Origin of the sequence: Pseudoruegeria sp. SHC-113, from assembly GCF_025376885.1 — a bacterium.
GTDB lineage: Bacteria > Pseudomonadota > Alphaproteobacteria > Rhodobacterales > Rhodobacteraceae > Pseudoruegeria.
On sequence record NZ_JAHUBR010000002.1, the window covers coordinates 110,109 to 127,188 of the forward strand.

18 protein-coding genes are annotated in these 17,080 nt (G+C 63.4%); 6 read left to right on the forward strand and 12 right to left on the reverse strand.

All coding sequences use genetic code 11. The features are described 5' to 3' along the window. The first annotated feature begins 63 nt into the window (after window positions 1-63). Both KVX96_RS15415 and KVX96_RS15420 read left to right on the forward strand, forming a co-directional pair. A complete protein-coding gene (locus tag KVX96_RS15415; protein ID WP_261195594.1) occupies window positions 64-1,050 on the forward strand; it encodes an AraC family transcriptional regulator in 987 nt (328 codons plus the stop codon). A 100-nt stretch (window positions 1,051-1,150) separates the two neighbouring features. After that, window positions 1,151-1,678, forward strand: a complete 528-nt coding sequence (locus tag KVX96_RS15420; protein ID WP_261195595.1) for a porin family protein — start codon at window positions 1,151-1,153, stop codon at window positions 1,676-1,678. Between the two features lie 42 nt (window positions 1,679-1,720). Here KVX96_RS15420 and KVX96_RS15425 read toward each other — a convergent pair whose 3' ends face one another. The 12 genes from KVX96_RS15425 to proS form a co-directional block, all read right to left on the reverse strand. Beyond that, a complete protein-coding gene (locus tag KVX96_RS15425; RefSeq protein ID WP_261195596.1) occupies window positions 1,721-2,965 on the reverse strand; it encodes an Hsp70 family protein in 1,245 nt (414 codons plus the stop codon). Between the two features lie 168 nt (window positions 2,966-3,133). Further along, entirely contained in the window at window positions 3,134-3,547 is a 414-nt protein-coding gene (rplP, locus tag KVX96_RS15430; protein ID WP_261195597.1) for a 50S ribosomal protein L16, read from the reverse strand. A gap of 13 nt (window positions 3,548-3,560) precedes the next feature. Beyond that, window positions 3,561-4,268 carry a 30S ribosomal protein S3 gene (gene rpsC / locus KVX96_RS15435; RefSeq protein WP_261195598.1) on the reverse strand — a complete coding sequence of 236 codons (708 nt, stop codon included), beginning with the start codon at window positions 4,266-4,268 and terminating at the stop codon, window positions 3,561-3,563. Next, window positions 4,268-4,648, reverse strand: coding sequence for a 50S ribosomal protein L22 (gene rplV, locus KVX96_RS15440; RefSeq protein WP_261195599.1), 381 nt, complete (start codon window positions 4,646-4,648; stop codon window positions 4,268-4,270). The genes rpsC and rplV overlap by 1 nt, the downstream gene beginning before the upstream one ends. 5 nt (window positions 4,649-4,653) lie before the next feature. Next, entirely contained in the window at window positions 4,654-4,932 is a 279-nt protein-coding gene (gene rpsS / locus KVX96_RS15445; protein ID WP_261195600.1) for a 30S ribosomal protein S19, read from the reverse strand. A 3-nt stretch (window positions 4,933-4,935) separates the two neighbouring features. After that, on the reverse strand, window positions 4,936-5,778 hold the full coding sequence (gene rplB / locus KVX96_RS15450) for a 50S ribosomal protein L2 (protein ID WP_261195601.1): 843 nt from the start codon (window positions 5,776-5,778) through the stop codon (window positions 4,936-4,938). Window positions 5,779-6,067: 289 nt separating this feature from the next. Continuing rightward, complete coding sequence (locus KVX96_RS15455) at window positions 6,068-7,462, reverse strand: DUF1214 domain-containing protein (RefSeq protein ID WP_261195602.1); 1,395 nt, start codon at window positions 7,460-7,462, stop codon at window positions 6,068-6,070. A gap of 114 nt (window positions 7,463-7,576) precedes the next feature. Then, on the reverse strand, window positions 7,577-7,873 hold the full coding sequence (locus KVX96_RS15460) for a 50S ribosomal protein L23 (RefSeq protein ID WP_261195603.1): 297 nt from the start codon (window positions 7,871-7,873) through the stop codon (window positions 7,577-7,579). Next, window positions 7,870-8,487 (reverse strand): 50S ribosomal protein L4, encoded by a 618-nt coding sequence (rplD, locus tag KVX96_RS15465; protein WP_261195604.1) that lies wholly within the window; start codon window positions 8,485-8,487, stop codon window positions 7,870-7,872. Before rplD ends, KVX96_RS15460 begins: the two co-directional genes overlap by 4 nt. Next, entirely contained in the window at window positions 8,487-9,206 is a 720-nt protein-coding gene (gene rplC / locus KVX96_RS15470) for a 50S ribosomal protein L3 (protein WP_261195605.1), read from the reverse strand. The genes rplD and rplC overlap by 1 nt, the downstream gene beginning before the upstream one ends. Window positions 9,207-9,221: 15 nt before the next feature. Then, entirely contained in the window at window positions 9,222-9,530 is a 309-nt protein-coding gene (gene rpsJ / locus KVX96_RS15475; protein ID WP_261195606.1) for a 30S ribosomal protein S10, read from the reverse strand. 334 nt (window positions 9,531-9,864) lie between these two features. After that, entirely contained in the window at window positions 9,865-11,202 is a 1,338-nt protein-coding gene (gene proS, locus KVX96_RS15480) for a proline--tRNA ligase (protein WP_261195607.1), read from the reverse strand. 178 nt (window positions 11,203-11,380) lie between these two features. Between proS and KVX96_RS15485 the strand changes: the two genes are divergently transcribed. The 4 genes from KVX96_RS15485 (at window position 11,381) to KVX96_RS15500 (ending at window position 16,961) form a co-directional block, all read left to right on the forward strand. Further along, the gene (locus tag KVX96_RS15485) at window positions 11,381-12,448 is read left to right on the forward strand and encodes an AI-2E family transporter (protein ID WP_261195608.1); all 1,068 of its coding nucleotides are present in this window, start codon (window positions 11,381-11,383) and stop codon (window positions 12,446-12,448) included. Between the two features lie 5 nt (window positions 12,449-12,453). Next, window positions 12,454-13,149, forward strand: coding sequence for a DnaA ATPase domain-containing protein (locus KVX96_RS15490; RefSeq protein ID WP_261195609.1), 696 nt, complete (start codon window positions 12,454-12,456; stop codon window positions 13,147-13,149). A 28-nt stretch (window positions 13,150-13,177) separates the two neighbouring features. Further along, window positions 13,178-15,352, forward strand: coding sequence for an RNA degradosome polyphosphate kinase (locus KVX96_RS15495; RefSeq protein WP_261195772.1), 2,175 nt, complete (start codon window positions 13,178-13,180; stop codon window positions 15,350-15,352). Between the two features lie 64 nt (window positions 15,353-15,416). Further along, window positions 15,417-16,961 (forward strand): Ppx/GppA family phosphatase, encoded by a 1,545-nt coding sequence (locus KVX96_RS15500; RefSeq protein WP_261195610.1) that lies wholly within the window; start codon window positions 15,417-15,419, stop codon window positions 16,959-16,961. The last annotated feature ends 119 nt before the right edge of the window (window positions 16,962-17,080 follow it).

Below are 17,080 nucleotides of genomic sequence, written 5' to 3' on the forward strand. Positions count from 1 at the left end.
AGGATGAAAGCACGCATAAGTAGAAGCAAGTGTGAATGATATACAATTCGTCCGGAGCCCTGAATGGCGCGCCCTGTTACCGAGTACCCTGAGAACACCTCATCCCGAAACGGGTGGCAGGCCGCCGCTGGCAGCCGCGCCTACATCCGGGATCTGCCTGTGGCCGAATACGGCATGGTGCAATTGGAATGCGGGCCGGAAACCTTTTCGTCCCAAAGGGTTGAAAGCGCACATGCGAAGCTCGTGCAGATGCGTTTCGGGCCGCGCAGCACGGGATACCTTGTGCCGGGCGACGGCTGGACCGCTATCCTGATACCGCGCCCCCGGGATGGGTTCTACCGCGTGAACGGCCAGACAGTGCTGGGGCATGGGTGCTTCGTGATCTCCAGCCGGCTGGGATGTCACGCGATCGGAGCCATGCGCGACAACCTCGACTGCGGGCTGCGCACCGATCGGCTGATTGCCGCCATCGCTGCGATTCTTGGGGTGGATCCCGACCCCAAGCTCCTGCCCGACATGCGCCTGAACGCACCCGAACTTGCCATCTCGGCATTTCGACTCAGGCTCGAGTCGCTGTTGGCGGAGCACCCCCGTGGCCTGCCGACAGACGCGGAGGACAAGCTCTACAGCGGCGTCGCTACCCTCATCGCCCGCTATGGGCCGACGGCGGCGGTGCTCCGGAGCGATGATCTGTCCAACCGCGCCATCCTGCGGGCCGTGGGCGCGATGGCGCGCGAGGGCGGGGCCACGCCCACGATGGCGCAGATCTGCCAGCAGGTTGGCGTCAGCCGGACCCGCCTGTTTGACTGTTTCGCCGCCGAGCTTGGCATCGCGCCGGGGCAGTTCCTGATCCACCAGCGGCTCGGCACAGTGCGGGACGCGCTTTTGCGCCGCGACGGCCCATGCCGCTCCGTGAAAGAGGTGATGCTGGCCCATGGCATCCGCAACGGCGGCCGGTTTGCCGCCACCTACCGGGCACTCTACGGCGAGAACCCGAACGATACGCTTGCGAGGGCAGGCAAAAGCTACAACGCGGCGGGAAACCGCTGAGCCACGCCTGTGCATTGATCCGGTGAGGCCGGTGGGCCGTATGCCCTTTACGTAAGCGGGCCAGCATCCCCAGGCCCTCAAAAACGCAAAGGATCGCAACATGCTACGCAAAACTCCCCTCCTCGCTGCTTTCACGACACTGCTCGCCGCACCGGCCACGGCCCAGTCGCTGGACGACTTCACCGGCTTCTACGCAGGTGCTCAACTCGGCTATGCAAGCGTCGACACAGACATTGGCCTCGACGGCAGCGACTGGATCGGCGGCATCCTTTTCGGCTACGACTACGACTTCGGCGATTGGGTGATTGGCGCCGGGTTTGATTATGATTGGGCGGATGTGGACATCGGCGGCGCAGCAACGCTGGAAGACGTCTGGCGCGTGAAGGTGCGCGGTGGCTACAATTTCGACAACAGCTTGATCTATGCAACGGTCGGCTATGCAGACGCTGGCACGGATACGCTTGGCAGCTCTGACGGCTGGCTGGGCGGGATCGGCTATGAATACCGCATCCGCAGCGACCTGAGCATCGGCGCGGAGTTGCTTCATCATGAGTTCGACAATTTCAACAACACCGGCGTGGACGTGGACGCAACGACCCTTCAGTTCCGCGCATCTTATCGCTTCTGACCATTCGCCCTGCATGTCGTCTCCGATGTGCAGGGCAACGCTTTACGCCAAGCGCGAAGCGGCCAGCGCAAGCCCGTCCACCACAGCCGTGAAGGCTTCCGAGCGCAGGATCTGCGCATTGGGGCTCACCGCCTGCATTTCCTGCCCCACGAAATCCATCAGGCTGGAGCCGCCCACAAGGATCACCCGCCCAAGCGCCTCCGGGGCGATACCGGCCATGGCAAGGGCTTCCCGCGCGGCCTCCCCAAGTGCGGCGCGCGCAGCGGAAAGCTCCGCGTTCATGGCCTCCGCCAGCAGCGGGGCAGACAGGCCCGGCTCGATCATCGCCATGTCGATACGCCCCTGCCCCGCCGCGCCATTGGCCGCGATCTTCCCGGCCTCCACCGCGAAAGCCAGATCGTGGCCCAGTTCCATCTCCAGCACGGTGGCAAATCGAGCGAGTTTCTCAGGCTCCACGGCAAGCCGCACCATCTCGTCGACCATGCGGCGGGTCTGGGCGGTGTAGAGAAAGGGGATCTTGGCCCATGTGGCCAGATCCACATAGGGCGCGCGCGGCACCGGCAGGCGGCCCGCGCCCATCTCCCGGCGCAATTCGCCCCCGAGCCCCAGCGCAGGCATGGCGAAGGCGAGCGAAAGGAGCTGGTCGAAGTCGGTGCCGCCAAGGCGGATGCCGTGATTGGCAAGGATCTCCACGCTGCCCCCCTGCCCCCGGAACACCGAGAAATCCGAGGTACCGCCGCCGATGTCCACGATCAGCGCCGGGGCGTTCGCATCCCCCATCGCCTGCGTCGCATGGGCGGCGGCTTCGGGTTCGGGCAGGAAGGCCACATCGGTGAAACCGGCGGCCTCATAGCAGGCGCGCAGATCGGCCTCGGCCTGCAGATCCTTCTCGGGCGCGCGGCTGTGGAAATGCACCGGGCGGCCCGAGAGCACGCGGTCAAACCGCATCCCCGTCTCGGCCTCGGCGCGGGATTTGACGGTGGCAAGGAAGGCAGTGATCACATCCGCAAGGCTCTGACGTTTGCCACCGAGCAGGCGCGTTTCATGCAGCAGAGGCAGCCCCAGCACGCTTTTCAGCGCCCGCATGTAGCGCCCGTCATCGCCTGCGATCAGGCTCGCACCAGCCGCCGCGCCCACGCGCATCGCGCCGCCGGTGGGGAAGAACACCGCCGTGGGCAGCGTTTCGCGCCCCGCCTCGATCGGCAAGCGCCAGACGCGCCCGCCATGAGCCAGAGCGGCGGCGGAATTGGAGGTGCCGAAATCCACGGCCAATGTTGCGCCTTGCATGATCGCCTCCCGGGGCTTGGGGGAAAGGGCGCCCGTCTAAAGAGGCCTTACGGAGAAAGCAAGAGCCGCAACGAAAAGCCCCCACCAGTTTCCCGGCGGGGGCTTCAAACTCTTAACTGGGCCGCAAGCGCGGCTGTTTGCGAACCGCTGGCGCGGTTCGCAAACCTCTTACCAGTCTTCGCGAACGATGGTGCGGGTTTTCACCGGCAGTTTCATCGCGGCAAGACGCAGAGCTTCGCGTGCGATATCTTCGGCAACGCCGTCGATCTCGAACATCACGCGGCCCGGCTTCACTTTGCAGGCCCAGTAATCCACGGAGCCCTTACCTTTACCCATCCGGACTTCAACCGGCTTGGAGGTCACGGGGGTGTCCGGGAAGATACGGATCCAGACGCGGCCTTGACGTTTCATGTGACGCGTCATGGCACGACGGGCTGCCTCGATCTGGCGTGCGGTGACACGCTCAGGCTCGATGGCTTTCAGGCCGAAGGTGCCGAAGTTGAGGTCGGAGCCGCCTTTGGCTTGACCCTTGATCCGGCCCTTGTGCATCTTGCGGAATTTAGTGCGCTTCGGTTGCAGCATCTCTCAGTTCTCCTTACCGACGGCCGCCGGCGCCACGCGGGGCCGGGCCTTCCTGGAGTTCCTGTGCACGACGATCACGCGCAGACGGATCATGCTCCATGATCTCGCCTTTGAAGATCCACACCTTGATGCCGATGATGCCGTAGGGCGTCATGGCTTCGGAGTGGGCGTAATCGATGTCGGCACGCAGGGTGTGAAGCGGAACGCGGCCTTCGCGGTACCATTCGGTACGAGCGATTTCCGCGCCGCCAAGGCGGCCTGCCACGTTCACGCGGATGCCGAGGGCACCCATGCGCATGGCGTTCTGCACGGCGCGCTTCATGGCACGGCGGAAGGACACACGGCGTTCCAGCTGCTGGGCGATGGACTCGCCAACGAGCTGAGCGTCGAGCTCCGGCTTGCGCACTTCAACGATGTTGAGGTGCAGCTCGGAATCCGTCATCTTGGCGAGCTTCTTGCGCAGGCCTTCGATATCGGCGCCTTTTTTGCCGATGATCACGCCCGGACGCGCAGTGTGCACCGTGACGCGGCACTTCTTGTGCGGGCGCTCGATGATCACGCGGGACACGCCCGCCTGCTTGCACTCTTCCTTGATGAACTCGCGGATCTTGAGATCTTCGAGCAGCAGATTGCCATAATCCTTGGTGTCTGCGTACCAGCGGCTGTCCCAGGTGCGGTTCACCTGGAGACGCATACCGATCGGGTTAACCTTCTGACCCATTATGCTTGCTCCTCGATTTGGCGAACCTTGATGGTCAGCTCGGAAAACGGCTTGATGATCTTGCCATAACGGCCACGGGCCCGGGGGCGACCGCGCTTCATGGTCAGGTTCTTGCCAACATAGGCTTCGGCCACGATGAGTTCATCCACGTCGAGGTTGTGGTTGTTCTCGGCGTTGGCGATGGCGGACTGAAGGCATTTCTTCACGTCGCCAGCGATGCGCTTGTTGGAGAAGGTCAGGTCCGTGAGGGCCTTCTCAACCTTCTTGCCGCGGATCATCTGAGCCACGAGGTTCAGTTTCTGCGGGGACGTGCGAAGCATACGGACTTTGGCCATCGCTTCGTTATCGGCCACGCGGCGGGGATTTTTCTCTTTACCCATGGCGCTTACTTCCGCTTCGCTTTCTTGTCCGCGGCGTGCCCGTAGTAGGTGCGCGTCGGGGAGTATTCACCGAATTTCTGGCCGATCATCTCTTCGGTCACGTTCACGGGGATGTGCTTTTTCCCGTTGTAAACACCGAAGGTCAGACCCACGAACTGGGGCAGGATCGTCGAGCGACGAGACCAGATCTTGATGACTTCGTTACGGCCGCCTTCGCGGACCTTCTCAGCCTTCTTGAGGACGTAAGAGTCGACAAAAGGCCCTTTCCAAACAGAACGTGCCATAGATTAGCGACCCTTCTTCTTGGCGTGACGCGAGCGGATGATGAGCTTCTGCGACGCCTTGTTGGTGTTACGCGTACGCGTACCCTTGGTGTCCTTGCCCCAGGGCGTAACCGGCGTACGGCCACCCGAGGTCCGGCCTTCACCACCACCATGGGGGTGATCGATCGGGTTCATGGCAACACCACGCACGGAGGGGCGGATGCCCTTGTGGCGGTTGCGGCCAGCTTTACCAAGGTTCTGGTTGCTGTTGTCGGGGTTGGACACAGCACCGATGGTGGCCATGCATTCCTGACGCACCATGCGCAGTTCGCCAGAAGAGAGGCGGATCTGGGCGTAGCCGCCGTCGCGGCCCACGAACTGGGCGTAGGTGCCGGCAGCGCGTGCGATCTGGCCGCCCTTGCCGGGCTTCAGCTCGATGTTGTGCACGATGGTACCGATCGGCATGCCGGAGAAGGGCATGGCGTTGCCGGGCTTGATGTCAGCCTTGGCAGCGGAAACCACTTTGTCGCCCACGGCGAGGCGCTGCGGTGCGAGGATGTAGGCTTGCTCGCCGTCTTCGTATTTCACGAGGGCGATGAAGGCCGTGCGGTTGGGGTCGTATTCGATCCGTTCCACGGTGGCCGCGACGTCAAACTTGTTCCGTTTGAAATCGACGATGCGATAGAGACGCTTTGCGCCGCCGCCTTTGCGGCGTTGCGTGATCCGTCCGGTGTTGTTCCGGCCGCCGTTCTTCGTCAGACCCTGCGTGAGGGCTTTGACGGGGCGTCCTTTCCAGAGCTCCGAACGGTCGATCAGTACCAGCCCACGCTGGCCCGGCGTCGTCGGTTTATACGACTTGAGTGCCATGCTTTCTGTCTTCCGTTTGCTGTGCACCCGGAGGTGCAGGTGAAGGCCCCCGAAGGTGCCCGAGTCTCAAGCGGCGGTGCGTGCCCGCCTGTCCCTTATTTTCCTGCCGGATTCCGGCAAAAACGACAGCCCCGGACGAATCCGGGGCTGTGGGATTGCGGCGATGTATCAGGGGTTGGCGGGGCTGTCCAGCCCGCGCCAGGAAAAAAAGGGGCAGCACTTACACGCGCTTCCGTTTACATGCCTGCCCTATCTGACAAGACACCCGGAGCATCCCCCCGAGAGCGTGCTACTGCCTCACCACATCCGGCAACTGCCAGCCGCTTTCGATCCACCCCTCCTTCGGGCCGTAAAGGCGGAAGAGCAGGAAGAAATCTTCCCCCGTCGGGATCCAGTTGCTCTCCAGGCCCTCGGGCGCTTGCGGCGCGAAATAGACATCCGCCGAGCCATCGTCGTTCACCTGCATTTCCGGCAGGTCCGGCGTGGCGAGCCCCACACGTTCGTTTCCAGCCACGAAGCCCTTGGTGTTCATGCTGTAGACGATGACAGACCAGAAATCCTCTGCCGGGGTATCGGCTGGAACGGTCAGCTTGTAGGTATCCTCGCCGTTCAGCGCAGTGCCGTCACTGTCTGTCAGCCCCGTGAGGTAGAACGTCCCGCCGCCCAGCTTCCTGGGCAGATAGGTGATCCACGAATACGAGCCGCCTGCCCGATCATCGATCAAGACCATATCTTCCGTCTCGTAAGGAAAACCGGCTTCGGGCTGGCCTTCGGCAAAGGCCCAGACACCCCACGTCCGATCCTCCCAGAGCGGCACCACGGAGCGCGTGATGAAATGCTCCTGCATCGCATCATAGGCGCATTGCAGGCCAGCGAGCATGGCCTCTTGTGTTTCGGCATCCGGCTCGAAAGCTTCGCCGCGCTTGATGCCCAGCGAAGCCAGCATCCCCATCATGACCTTGTCGCGCTCCAGCACCGGTTCGCGCTGCACCACGGTGTTGAGATCGTGGAAATAGGTCATGTCATAAACCGGCAGCGTATTCACCGGATTGACCTTCACGTCGATGAAGCGGGTTTCAGGCGGGTTTTCCATCTCGGCCAGCGGATACCATTTCAGCGTCTGCGCATAGGCCGCCTGATCGGCGGAACTGCCGCCGTTCTTGGCCACAGGCCGGAACGCGAAATGCACGCCATAGGTATTAGATTGATAGACGCGGAAATCGCCCTCCGGCGCTGCACCCTCAAAATCCGGAGGCAGGATTACGTATTTTCCGCCTTCGCCTGCATCCTCACCCGAGGTGCCCACATCGGCAATCGGCACCTGCCACGCGTTTACGATTGTTCCGAAGAACGCGGCCTTCTCCCCGGCAGGAGGCACATCGATCACGATGGGGCCATCCTTGGTCGAGAGGCCGGTGAAGGTGTAAGGCGTGACGTCATTGGCGGTCAGGAACCCATGGCGGGAGTCCATCGGCTCGGTCATATAGCCAACGACACCGGGCGCGGCCCCGGCATCACGCTGCAACGCCAGTTCGATATCGTAAACGCCCACCGCCGGCATGCCCCAGATCGCCGCTTCGCAGGCGCGCCGCTCGATCATGGCCCGCTGGACCGCGCTCAACTCGGCCGCCGCCGGAAGCGCCGCCCCTGCCATCACAGCCGAAACCGTCAGTATGTGTCGCATTTGGTCCTCCCGTTTTTTGGAAGGCTAGCAACACTGACCAAGCCCAATCAAGGGCACAAAGAAAAAGCCCCCCGCATCGCTGCGGAGGGCTTCAATCTTACCGAAAGGCGGATCTCAGAGACCGGTGGTCACGTCGATCGTGTTGCCTTCCTCAAGGGTCACATAGGCTTTCTTCACGTCTTTACGCTTGCCGAGTTGGCCGCGGAAACGCTTGACCTTGCCCTTGGTGATCGTCGTGTTGACCGCTTTCACCTTCACACCAAAGAGGCCTTCAACGGCTTCCTTGATCTGCGGTTTGTTGGCGTCGATCGCGACTTCAAAAACCACGGCACCGTTTTCGGAGGCCATCGTGGATTTCTCGGTGATGATCGGCTTGCGGATCACGTCGTAGTGTTCTGCCTTCGCGCTCATTTCAGACGAGCCTCCAGTGCTTCGACACCCGCCTTCGTGATCACGAGCGTGTCACGCTTGAGGATGTCATAGACGTTGGCGCCGATGCCGGGCAGGATGTCCAGCCCTTCGATGTTGCGTGCAGCCTTCGCGAAACCTTCGTTCACGGCAGCACCATCGATGATCAGCGCGCGCTTCCAGCCCAGGTTCTTCACCTGTTTGGCCAGAACGCTGGTTTTGCCTTCGGCTTCAGCAGCGTCGATCACGACCAGCTCGCCGGCTTTCGCCTTGGCGGAGAGGGCGTGCTTCAGGCCGAGCTTGCGGAATTTCTTCGGCAGTTCGTGGCCGTGGCTGCGGGGCGTCGGGCCCTTGTAGATACCACCACCGCGGAAGATCGGCGCGTTGCGGTCACCGTGGCGGGCGCCACCGGTGCCTTTTTGGCGGTAGATCTTCTTGGTGGAGTAGCTGGTTTCGGAGCGGGTCTTCACCTTGTGGGTGCCGGCCTGCGCGTTGTTGCGCTGCCAACGGACCACGCGGTGCAGGATGTCCGCACGCGGCTCAAGGCCGAAAAGGGCCTCGTCCAGCTCGATGGACCCGGCCTTGCCGCCGTCCAGTTTGATGATATCAGCCTTCATTATTCTGCTCCCTCAGTCGGAGCCTCGGCAGGTGCGTCTACGGCGGCGGATTTCAGCGCGGCCGGGAACGGAACACCTTCAGGCATTTTCTTCTTCACGGCATCCTTGATGGTGACCCAGCCACCCTTGGAGCCCGGCACGGCGCCTTTGATCATGATCAGGCCACGATCGGCGTCGGTACGAACGACTTCAAGGTTCTGGGTGGTCACGCGGGCAGCGCCCATGTGGCCAGCCATCTTCTTGCCTTTGAACACACGGCCCGGGTCCTGACACTGACCGGTCGAACCGTGGGAACGGTGGGAGATGGACACACCGTGCGAGGCACGCAGACCGCCGAAGTTGTGACGCTTCATGGCGCCGGCAAAGCCTTTACCGATGGAGGTGCCGGACACGTCGACCTTCTGGCCCACGATGTAGTGCTCGGCAGAGATCTCTTCGCCGATGGCGATGAGGTTCTCTTCGGTCACGCGGAACTCGGCAATCTTGCGCTTGGGCGCAACATTGGCCTTGGCGAAGTGGCCGCGCATGGCTTGGCTGGTGCGTTTTGCTTTCGCGGAACCGGCACCCAGTTGAACGGCGGTGTAGCCGTCACGCTCGTTGGTGCGCTGGTCCACGACCTGCAGGTTGTCCAGTTGGAGAACGGTCACAGGGATCTGCTTGCCGTCTTCCATGAAAAGCCGGGTCATGCCGACTTTCTTTGCGATGATTCCAGAGCGCATCTTGGGATACCCTCCTTAAACCGAAATCTGGACGTCGACGCCGGCAGCCAGGTCGAGCTTCATCAGCGCGTCCACGGTCTGCGGGGTCGGATCGACGATGTCGAGCAGACGCTTGTGCGTGCGGATCTCGAACTGGTCGCGGGATTTCTTGTCGATGTGAGGGCCACGCAGAACGGTGAACTTCTCAATCTTGTTCGGAAGCGGGATCGGGCCGCGGACCTGAGCGCCGGTGCGCTTGGCCGTGTTGACGATCTCCTGCGTGGAGGCATCCAGCACGCGGAAATCGAAAGCCTTCAGCCGAATGCGAATGTTTTGGCTTTGCATTTCGTCAGCCTTTATTGGCGTTGGAGTTGAGAGGAGGGCAAGCGCTCATCGCAAACCCTCGTCGAACCCAAACGGCGGGAATCAACCCGCCGCCATGTTCTCAAAGTGAACCCGCGCCCTCTACCGGTGTTCCGGCCGTGACGCAAGGCGTTTTTCCCAAGAAACCGCCCCACTCCGCAAGCGGTGCTTTCGGAGAGGCAAGGAGCGGGGCTGGCTGCCCCGCACCCCGCGGATATTTTCACCAAGATGATGGGGCCCCACTTTGTTCCCCAAATATCTCGGGGGAGGCCCCGCAGGGGCCGGGGGCAGAGCCCCCTTGCTTACCGGAAAGCCTTTACAGGCCTGCGTAGATCTGCGCGACCTTCTCCACGGCGGCCTCGGGTGCGAGTTCCTCGCTTTCACCCGTGCGGCGGCTGGTGAGCTCGACGACGCCGTTCTTCAACCCGCGCGGGCCGACGGTGATGCGCCACGGCAGGCCGATGAGATCCATCGTGGCGAATTTGGCACCGGCGCGCTCGTTGCGGTCGTCGTAAAGCGGCTCGAGGCCCAGCGCGGTGAAGCTCTTGTAGAGCGCCTCGCAGGCGGCATCGGCTTCCTCGTCGCCCTGCTTGAGGTTCACGATGCCCACGTGGAAGGGCGTGACCCCTTCCGGCCAGATGATGCCCTTGTCGTCATGGCTGGCTTCGATGATCGCGCCCAGCAGGCGACTCACCCCGATGCCGTGGCTGCCCATATGCACCGGCACCTGATCCTGCTTTTCGTTCACCACGGTGGCGCCCATCGGCTCGGAGTATTTGGTGCCGAAGTAGAAGATCTGCCCCACTTCGATGCCGCGCGCCACGCGGCGGCGGGCCTCGGGCACTTCGGCGAAGATCGCTTCATCGTGGGTCTCATCGGTGCGGGCGTAGCGGGAGGTGAATTCCTCCAGCACCGCCTGGCACTGCTCGACGCTGTCGTAATCGATGGCGCGGTCGCCGAATTTCAGATCGGTGATCTCGCTGTCGTAGAAGACTTCGCTCTCGCCGGTTTCGGCCAGCACGAGGAACTCATGGGTGTAGTCGCCGCCGATCGGGCCACCGTCGGCGCGCATCGGGATCGCCTGAAGCCCCATGCGCTCGTAGCTGCGCAGGTAGCTCACCAGGTGGCGGTTGTAGGCATGCAGCGCGTCTTCCTTGGTGAGGTCGAAATTGTAGCCGTCCTTCATCAGGAACTCGCGGCCGCGCATCACGCCGAAGCGCGGGCGGATCTCGTCGCGGAATTTCCACTGGATGTGATAGAGCGTCAGCGGCAGATCCTTGTAGCTGCCCACGTGGCTGCGGAAGATATCGGTGATCAGCTCTTCGTTGGTCGGGCCGTAGAGCATGTCGCGGCCGTGGCGGTCGCTGATGCGCAGCATTTCCTGCCCGTAGTCGTCGTAGCGGCCGGATTCGCGCCAGAGGTCTGCCGATTGCAGCGTCGGCATCAGCATCGGGATATGGCCGGCGCGGATCTGCTCTTCGTGCACGATCTTCTCGATGTTCTTCAGAACCCTGTAGCCCAGCGGCAGCCAGGAATAGATGCCGGCGGCGCTTTGCTTGATCATGCCCGCGCGCAGCATGTAGCGGTGCGACACGATCTGGGCTTCGGACGGGTTTTCCTTCAGCACGGGAAGGAAATAGCGGGAAAGGCGCATGGCGGGCCCCTTGTAGGAAGGATGTGGTCGGTGCGGCTGCACCGCGGATCAGCGCTGGGTTTAGGGCAATCGGCGCGCTGCCGCAATGCAGAGCATCGCCGCCGCCCGCCATGGCTTGCGCTTGAACTCCCCCTCCCAATCGGCCAGACAAACAGCAAAGCAGCGAAAGGTGAGGCCCATGGCGCTCAGCGTGAAGGAACAGACGACCTACTGGGGGCTGACAACCCTTGCGATCCTCGCCGTGCTCTGGGCGCTTGGCGACGTGATCCTGCCCTTCGTGATCGGCGCGGCCATCGCCTATTTCCTGGATCCCATCGCCGACCGGCTGGAGCGCTGGGGGCTCTCGCGCGCCGCGGCCACGGCGATCATCACCTTGATGGCAATCCTTGCCTTCGCGCTGATGATCCTGCTGATCCTGCCGACATTGATCGAGCAGACGGTGGCGCTGTTCAACGCCGCGCCGGAGCTTTTTGCCGATCTGCGCAATTTCCTCGTGCTGCATTTCCCGCAAATTCTGGACGAGAACTCCACCATCAGCCAATCGCTCGCCTCCATCGGCGACGCGGTGAAAGCCCATGGCGGCGAGGTGATTTCCACCGCCGTCAGCACGGCGTTTTCGCTGATCAACGTGGTGGTGCTGCTCGTTGTCTCGCCAGTGGTGGCCTTCTACCTGCTTCTTGACTGGGACCGCATGATCGCGCGGATCGACTCGCTGCTGCCGCGCGACCACGCCCCGGTGATCCGCAGGCTGGCCAGCGAGATCGACGCCACGCTGGCCTCTTTCCTGCGCGGGCAAGGCACCGTCTGCCTGCTCCTGGGCATCTACTATGCCGTGGCGCTGATGATTGCTGGGCTGCAGTTCGGCCTCGTGGTGGGCGTCATCGCGGGCGCGCTGACCTTTATCCCCTACGTGGGCGCATTGGTGGGCGGCGCGCTGGCCATCGGGCTTGCGCTGTTTCAGTGGTGGGGCGATTGGGTGCATATCGGCATCGTCGCCGCGATCTTTGCCTCGGGCCAGATGATCGAGGGCAATGTGCTCACACCCAAGCTCGTGGGCTCCTCGGTGGGGCTGCACCCGGTCTGGCTGCTGTTTGCGCTTTCAGCGTTCGGCACGCTCTTCGGCTTCGTCGGCATGCTGATCGCGGTGCCCGTGGCCGCCGCCCTTGGCGTGCTCGCCCGCTTCGTGATTGCGGAGTACAAGGATGGCCGTCTCTACAAGGGGCAGGCCGAGAAGGACGCGGAGTAGCGCCTGTGGCCGAACAGCTTGCCTTTGATCTGCGCAGCAAGCCCGCGCTGGGGCGGGAGGATTTCTATATCTCCCCGGCCAATGCCGTGGCCGTGGCCACGCTTGCCGTGCCGCAAGGCTGGCCCAACGGCAAGATGGCGCTGATCGGCCCGCGTGGCGCGGGCAAGACCCACCTCGCCCATGTGTTCGCCGCCGAGACTGGCGCGCGGATCGTGAAGGCCGCCACACTGGCAACCGCCGATATCGAAGCGCTTGCAAGCAGCCCCGTTGTCGTCGAGGACGTGCCCGCCATCGCCGATGACCCTGACGCGCAGGCGGCGCTCTTTCACCTGCACAACCTGACGCTGGCCTCCGGCAACGCCCTGCTCGTGACGGGCGCACAGGCTCCCAGCCGCTGGCCGCTCACCCTGCCCGATCTCGCAAGCCGCATGCAGGGCACCGCGATCACCCAGATCGAGCCGCCCGACGATGCGCTGCTCTCAGCCGTGCTGCTCAAGCTGTTCAACGACCGCCAGACACCGGTGGATCCCACCGTGATCCCCTACCTCGTCAGCCGCATGGAGCGCGCCCTTGGCAGTGCAGCCGATCTGGTGGCTGCGCTGGACAAAGCGGCGCTGGCGCGCAAGCAGCCGGTAACGCGCCCGCTGGCGGCCCGCGTCCTTGAGGACCGTTGCAGCCCGCCGCCGCCCGCGTCATCATAGCGTCACAGATTGCAGTGATATGACCCAAATGACCCAGGCCGATTTCCTTCGGGCCCCCATGCCCGCGCCCATCACCCTGCCCGAGGAGGAATTCTCCGGGCCCAAACGCTTCATGAATCGCGAGCTGAGCTGGCTCGCCTTCAACTGGCGCGTGCTGGAAGAGGCCGAGAACCCCCGCGTGCCGCTGCTGGAGCGGGTGCGCTTCCTGTCGATCTCGGCCACCAACCTCGATGAGTTCTACACCGTCCGCGTCGCGGGCCTGCGCGAGTTGAACAAGGAAGGCAACACCACGCCCGCCGCCGATGGGCTCTCACCCGCCGAGCAGTTGGAGCTGATCAACGAGAACGCCCGCACATTGATGCAGCGGCAGCAGTCTGTCTGGGGCGCATTGCAGGAAGAGCTGGACGCCAACCAGATCTTCATCCTGCAGACTGATGAGCTGACAAAGGAGGACCGCGCCTACCTGAGCGAATACTTCCTCACACAGGTCTTCCCGATCCTCACGCCGATGGCGATCGACCCGGCGCACCCTTTCCCCTTCATCCCCAACACCGGCTTCGCGCTGGCGCTGATGCTGGAGCGCGCCAAGGACAAGCGCGGGCTGGAAGCGCTGCTGCCGGTGCCGCAGCAGATCGAGCGCTTCGTCGTACTGCCTTCGGAGGCCGGTGAACATCGCGTGCTGCCGCTGGAGGACCTTCTGCTTTTGCATCTGGACAGCCTGTTCCCCGGCTACAAGACGAAGGGACATTGTACCTTCCGCGTGCTGCGCGACAGCGATCTGGAGGTGGAGGAAGAGGCCGAGGATCTGGTGCGCGAGTTCGAAGTGGCGCTCAAGCGCCGCCGCCGGGGGGACGTGATCCGGCTCAAGATGTCCGCCGGTGCGCCCGATGCGCTGCGCGAGATGATCATGGAAGAGCTGGGCGTCGCGCCCGGCGAGGTGGTGGAGATCGAGGGCATGATCGGCGTGGCCGATCTGAAGGAGCTGGTGCTGGATGACCGCCGCGAGCTGCTCTGGCCCTCTTTCGCGCCCCGCGTGCCTGAACGTGTGCAGGATCACGAGGGCGACATGTTCGCCGCGATCAAGCAGAAGGACATGCTGCTGCACCACCCCTACGAAACTTTCGACATGGTGGTGCGCTTCCTTGAGCAGGCCGCGCGCGATCCCAATGTGCTGGCGATCAAGCAAACGCTCTACCGCACCTCGCAGAACTCGCCCATCGTCGCCTCGCTCTGTGAAGCCGCCGAGAACGGCAAATCCGTCACCGCGCTGGTGGAGCTGAAAGCGCGTTTTGACGAGGCGGCCAACATCCACCAGTCCCGGCGGCTGGAACGCTCCGGTGCCCACGTTGTTTACGGCTTCGTCAACTACAAGACCCACGCCAAGATCAGCTGCGTTGTCCGCCGCGAGGGCAACAAGCTTGTCACCTATTCGCACTACGGCACCGGGAACTACCACCCGATCACGGCGCGCATCTATACCGATCTCAGCTTCTTCACCTGCGATGATGCGCTCGGGCGGGACGCGACCAAAGTGTTCAACTACCTGTCGGGCTACGCCCAGCCGGTGGGGCTTGAGAACCTCAACATCGCGCCGCTCACGCTGAAATCCACCCTGATCGAAAACATCGAACGCGAAGCGGCCTTTGCCGCCGAAGGCAAACCGGCCGAGATCTGGGCCAAGATGAACGCCATCATCGAACCCGACGTGATCGACGCGCTCTATGCCGCCAGCCAGGCCGGGGTGAAGATCAACCTCATCGTGCGCGGCATCTGCGGGCTGCGCCCCGGCATCAAGGGGCTCTCGGACAACATCCGGGTGAAATCCATCGTCGGGCGGTTCCTTGAGCATTCGCGCATTGTCTGTTTCGGCAATGGCCACGGGCTGCCCTCGAAGAAGGCGAAGGTCTATTTCTCCTCCGCCGACTGGATGGGCCGCAACCTCAACCGCCGCGTCGAAACGCTGGTGGAGGCCACGAACCCCACCGTGAAAGCCCAGATCGTGAGCCAGATCATGGCGGCCAACCTCGCCGATGTGGCGCAGAGCTGGGTGATGCAGCCTGATGGCAGCTTCCTGCGGCCCGAGGTTTCCGGCGAGGAAACGCCGTTCAACTGCCACCGCTTCTTCATGGAGAACCCCTCGCTTTCGGGCCGTGGTTCCGCAGGGGCAAGCGATGTGCCGGAACTGACCCACTCCGACGACTGAGAGACGATTGACAGAAGCCGCGACTCATTGTCATGGTGCAAGCCGGACTGAAGGGGATGAACGCATGGACGGAGGCTCCGAAGCACCCAGCGAGGACTGGGGGCCATTCGGCAGACCGCTGTTTAACGATCCGTCGTCGCGCGCGCTGTCCCGCGTGGGCGTGGTGGACGTTGGCTCCAACTCGGTCCGCATGGTCGTATTCGACGGAGCCGCACGCAGCCCTGCGTATTTCTTCAACGAAAAGATCATGTGCGGCCTCGGCTCGGGCCTGTCGGAAACCGGCAGGCTGAACCCCGAGGGGCGCGCGCGGGCGCTGGCGGCGATCAAACGCTTCCAGCGGCTGGCTGACGAATTGGAACTCGCACCGCTTTCCGCCGTTGCTACGGCTGCGGTGCGTGAGGCGGAGGACGGTCCCGGCTTCAGGGAGGAGATAGCCCGGGAGACCGGCCTCCGCCTCTACGTTATCGATGGCGAGGAAGAGGCGCGGCTGTCCGCGCAGGGCGTGCTTCTGGGCTGGCCCACGGCGCGCGGGCTTGTCTGCGACATTGGCGGCTCCTCGATGGAACTGGCCGAAGTGGGCAACGGGCAGGTTGGCACGCGCCGCACCTCCAAGCTCGGCCCGCTCAAACTGCGCGACATTCCCGGCGGCAAGAAAGGTCGTGCCGAATACATCCGCGAGATCATCGAAGGGCTGCGCGCCGATTTTCCGGCGGATCAGAAGCGGCTCTTTCTCGTGGGCGGCAGCTGGCGCGCCATCGCCCGGCTCGACATGCAGCGCCGGGGCTACCCGCTGAAGGTGCTGCACGAATACCGCATGCGTCCGAGCGACGTGAAGGCGACGATCAAATGGATCGGCAAACAGGATCTTCAGGTGCTGCGCAGCGAGGCCGGCATTTCCGAGGCCCGGATGAGCCTCGTGCCGCTGGCCTGCGAAGTGCTCAAGCGGCTGCTGATCACCTTCACGCCACAGGAAATCGCCGTCTCCTCCTACGGGATCCGCGAAGGGCTGCTCTATGAGCAGATGCCCGATCAGCTGCGCCACCGCGATCCGCTGATCGAGGCCTGCCGCTTTTCCGAGGCCAAGGACGCCCGCACGCCGGGTTTCGGCAAGGCGCTCTACAATTTCGTAAAGCCCTTGTTCAAGACCGAGAAATACGAAGATCTCCGCCTGCTGCGCGCGGCCTGTCTGCTTCATGACGTGAGCTGGCGCGCGCACCCCGATTACCGCGCCGAGGTCTGTTTCGACAACGCCACCCGCGCCAACATGGGCGGGCTGAAGCATTGGGAGCGCGTCTACCTCGGGTTGGCGCTGCTGCACCGCTACAAGAACAGCCGCGCGGGCAGCAGCTTTGAGCCGCTCTTCTCGCTGATGACGGAGAAGCGGATGCGCGAGGCCGAGGTTCTGGGCAAGGCAATGCGCTTTGGCGCGATGTTCAGCACGACAAACCCGGAGCACCTGGGCAAGCTGAAGTACTACCCGAAGAAACAGGTTCTGGAGCTGCGGCTGTCGCATGAGGCGGAAGATCTGTTCGGCGAAGTCGCGCAGGCGCGCTTTGCCTCGCTCGCGGCGGCGCTGGGGGCCGAGACGGAAGTGATCCACCCGGTCTAAGGCCCTCAGACCTGAAGGAATGGACCAAGATGTGAAACAGTAGCGCCGCCCGTTTTGCCGTAGGCAAACCTCCGGTTTGACGGGGGCGGGACGGCGCGGCCCAACAGTGCCTGTTGGGC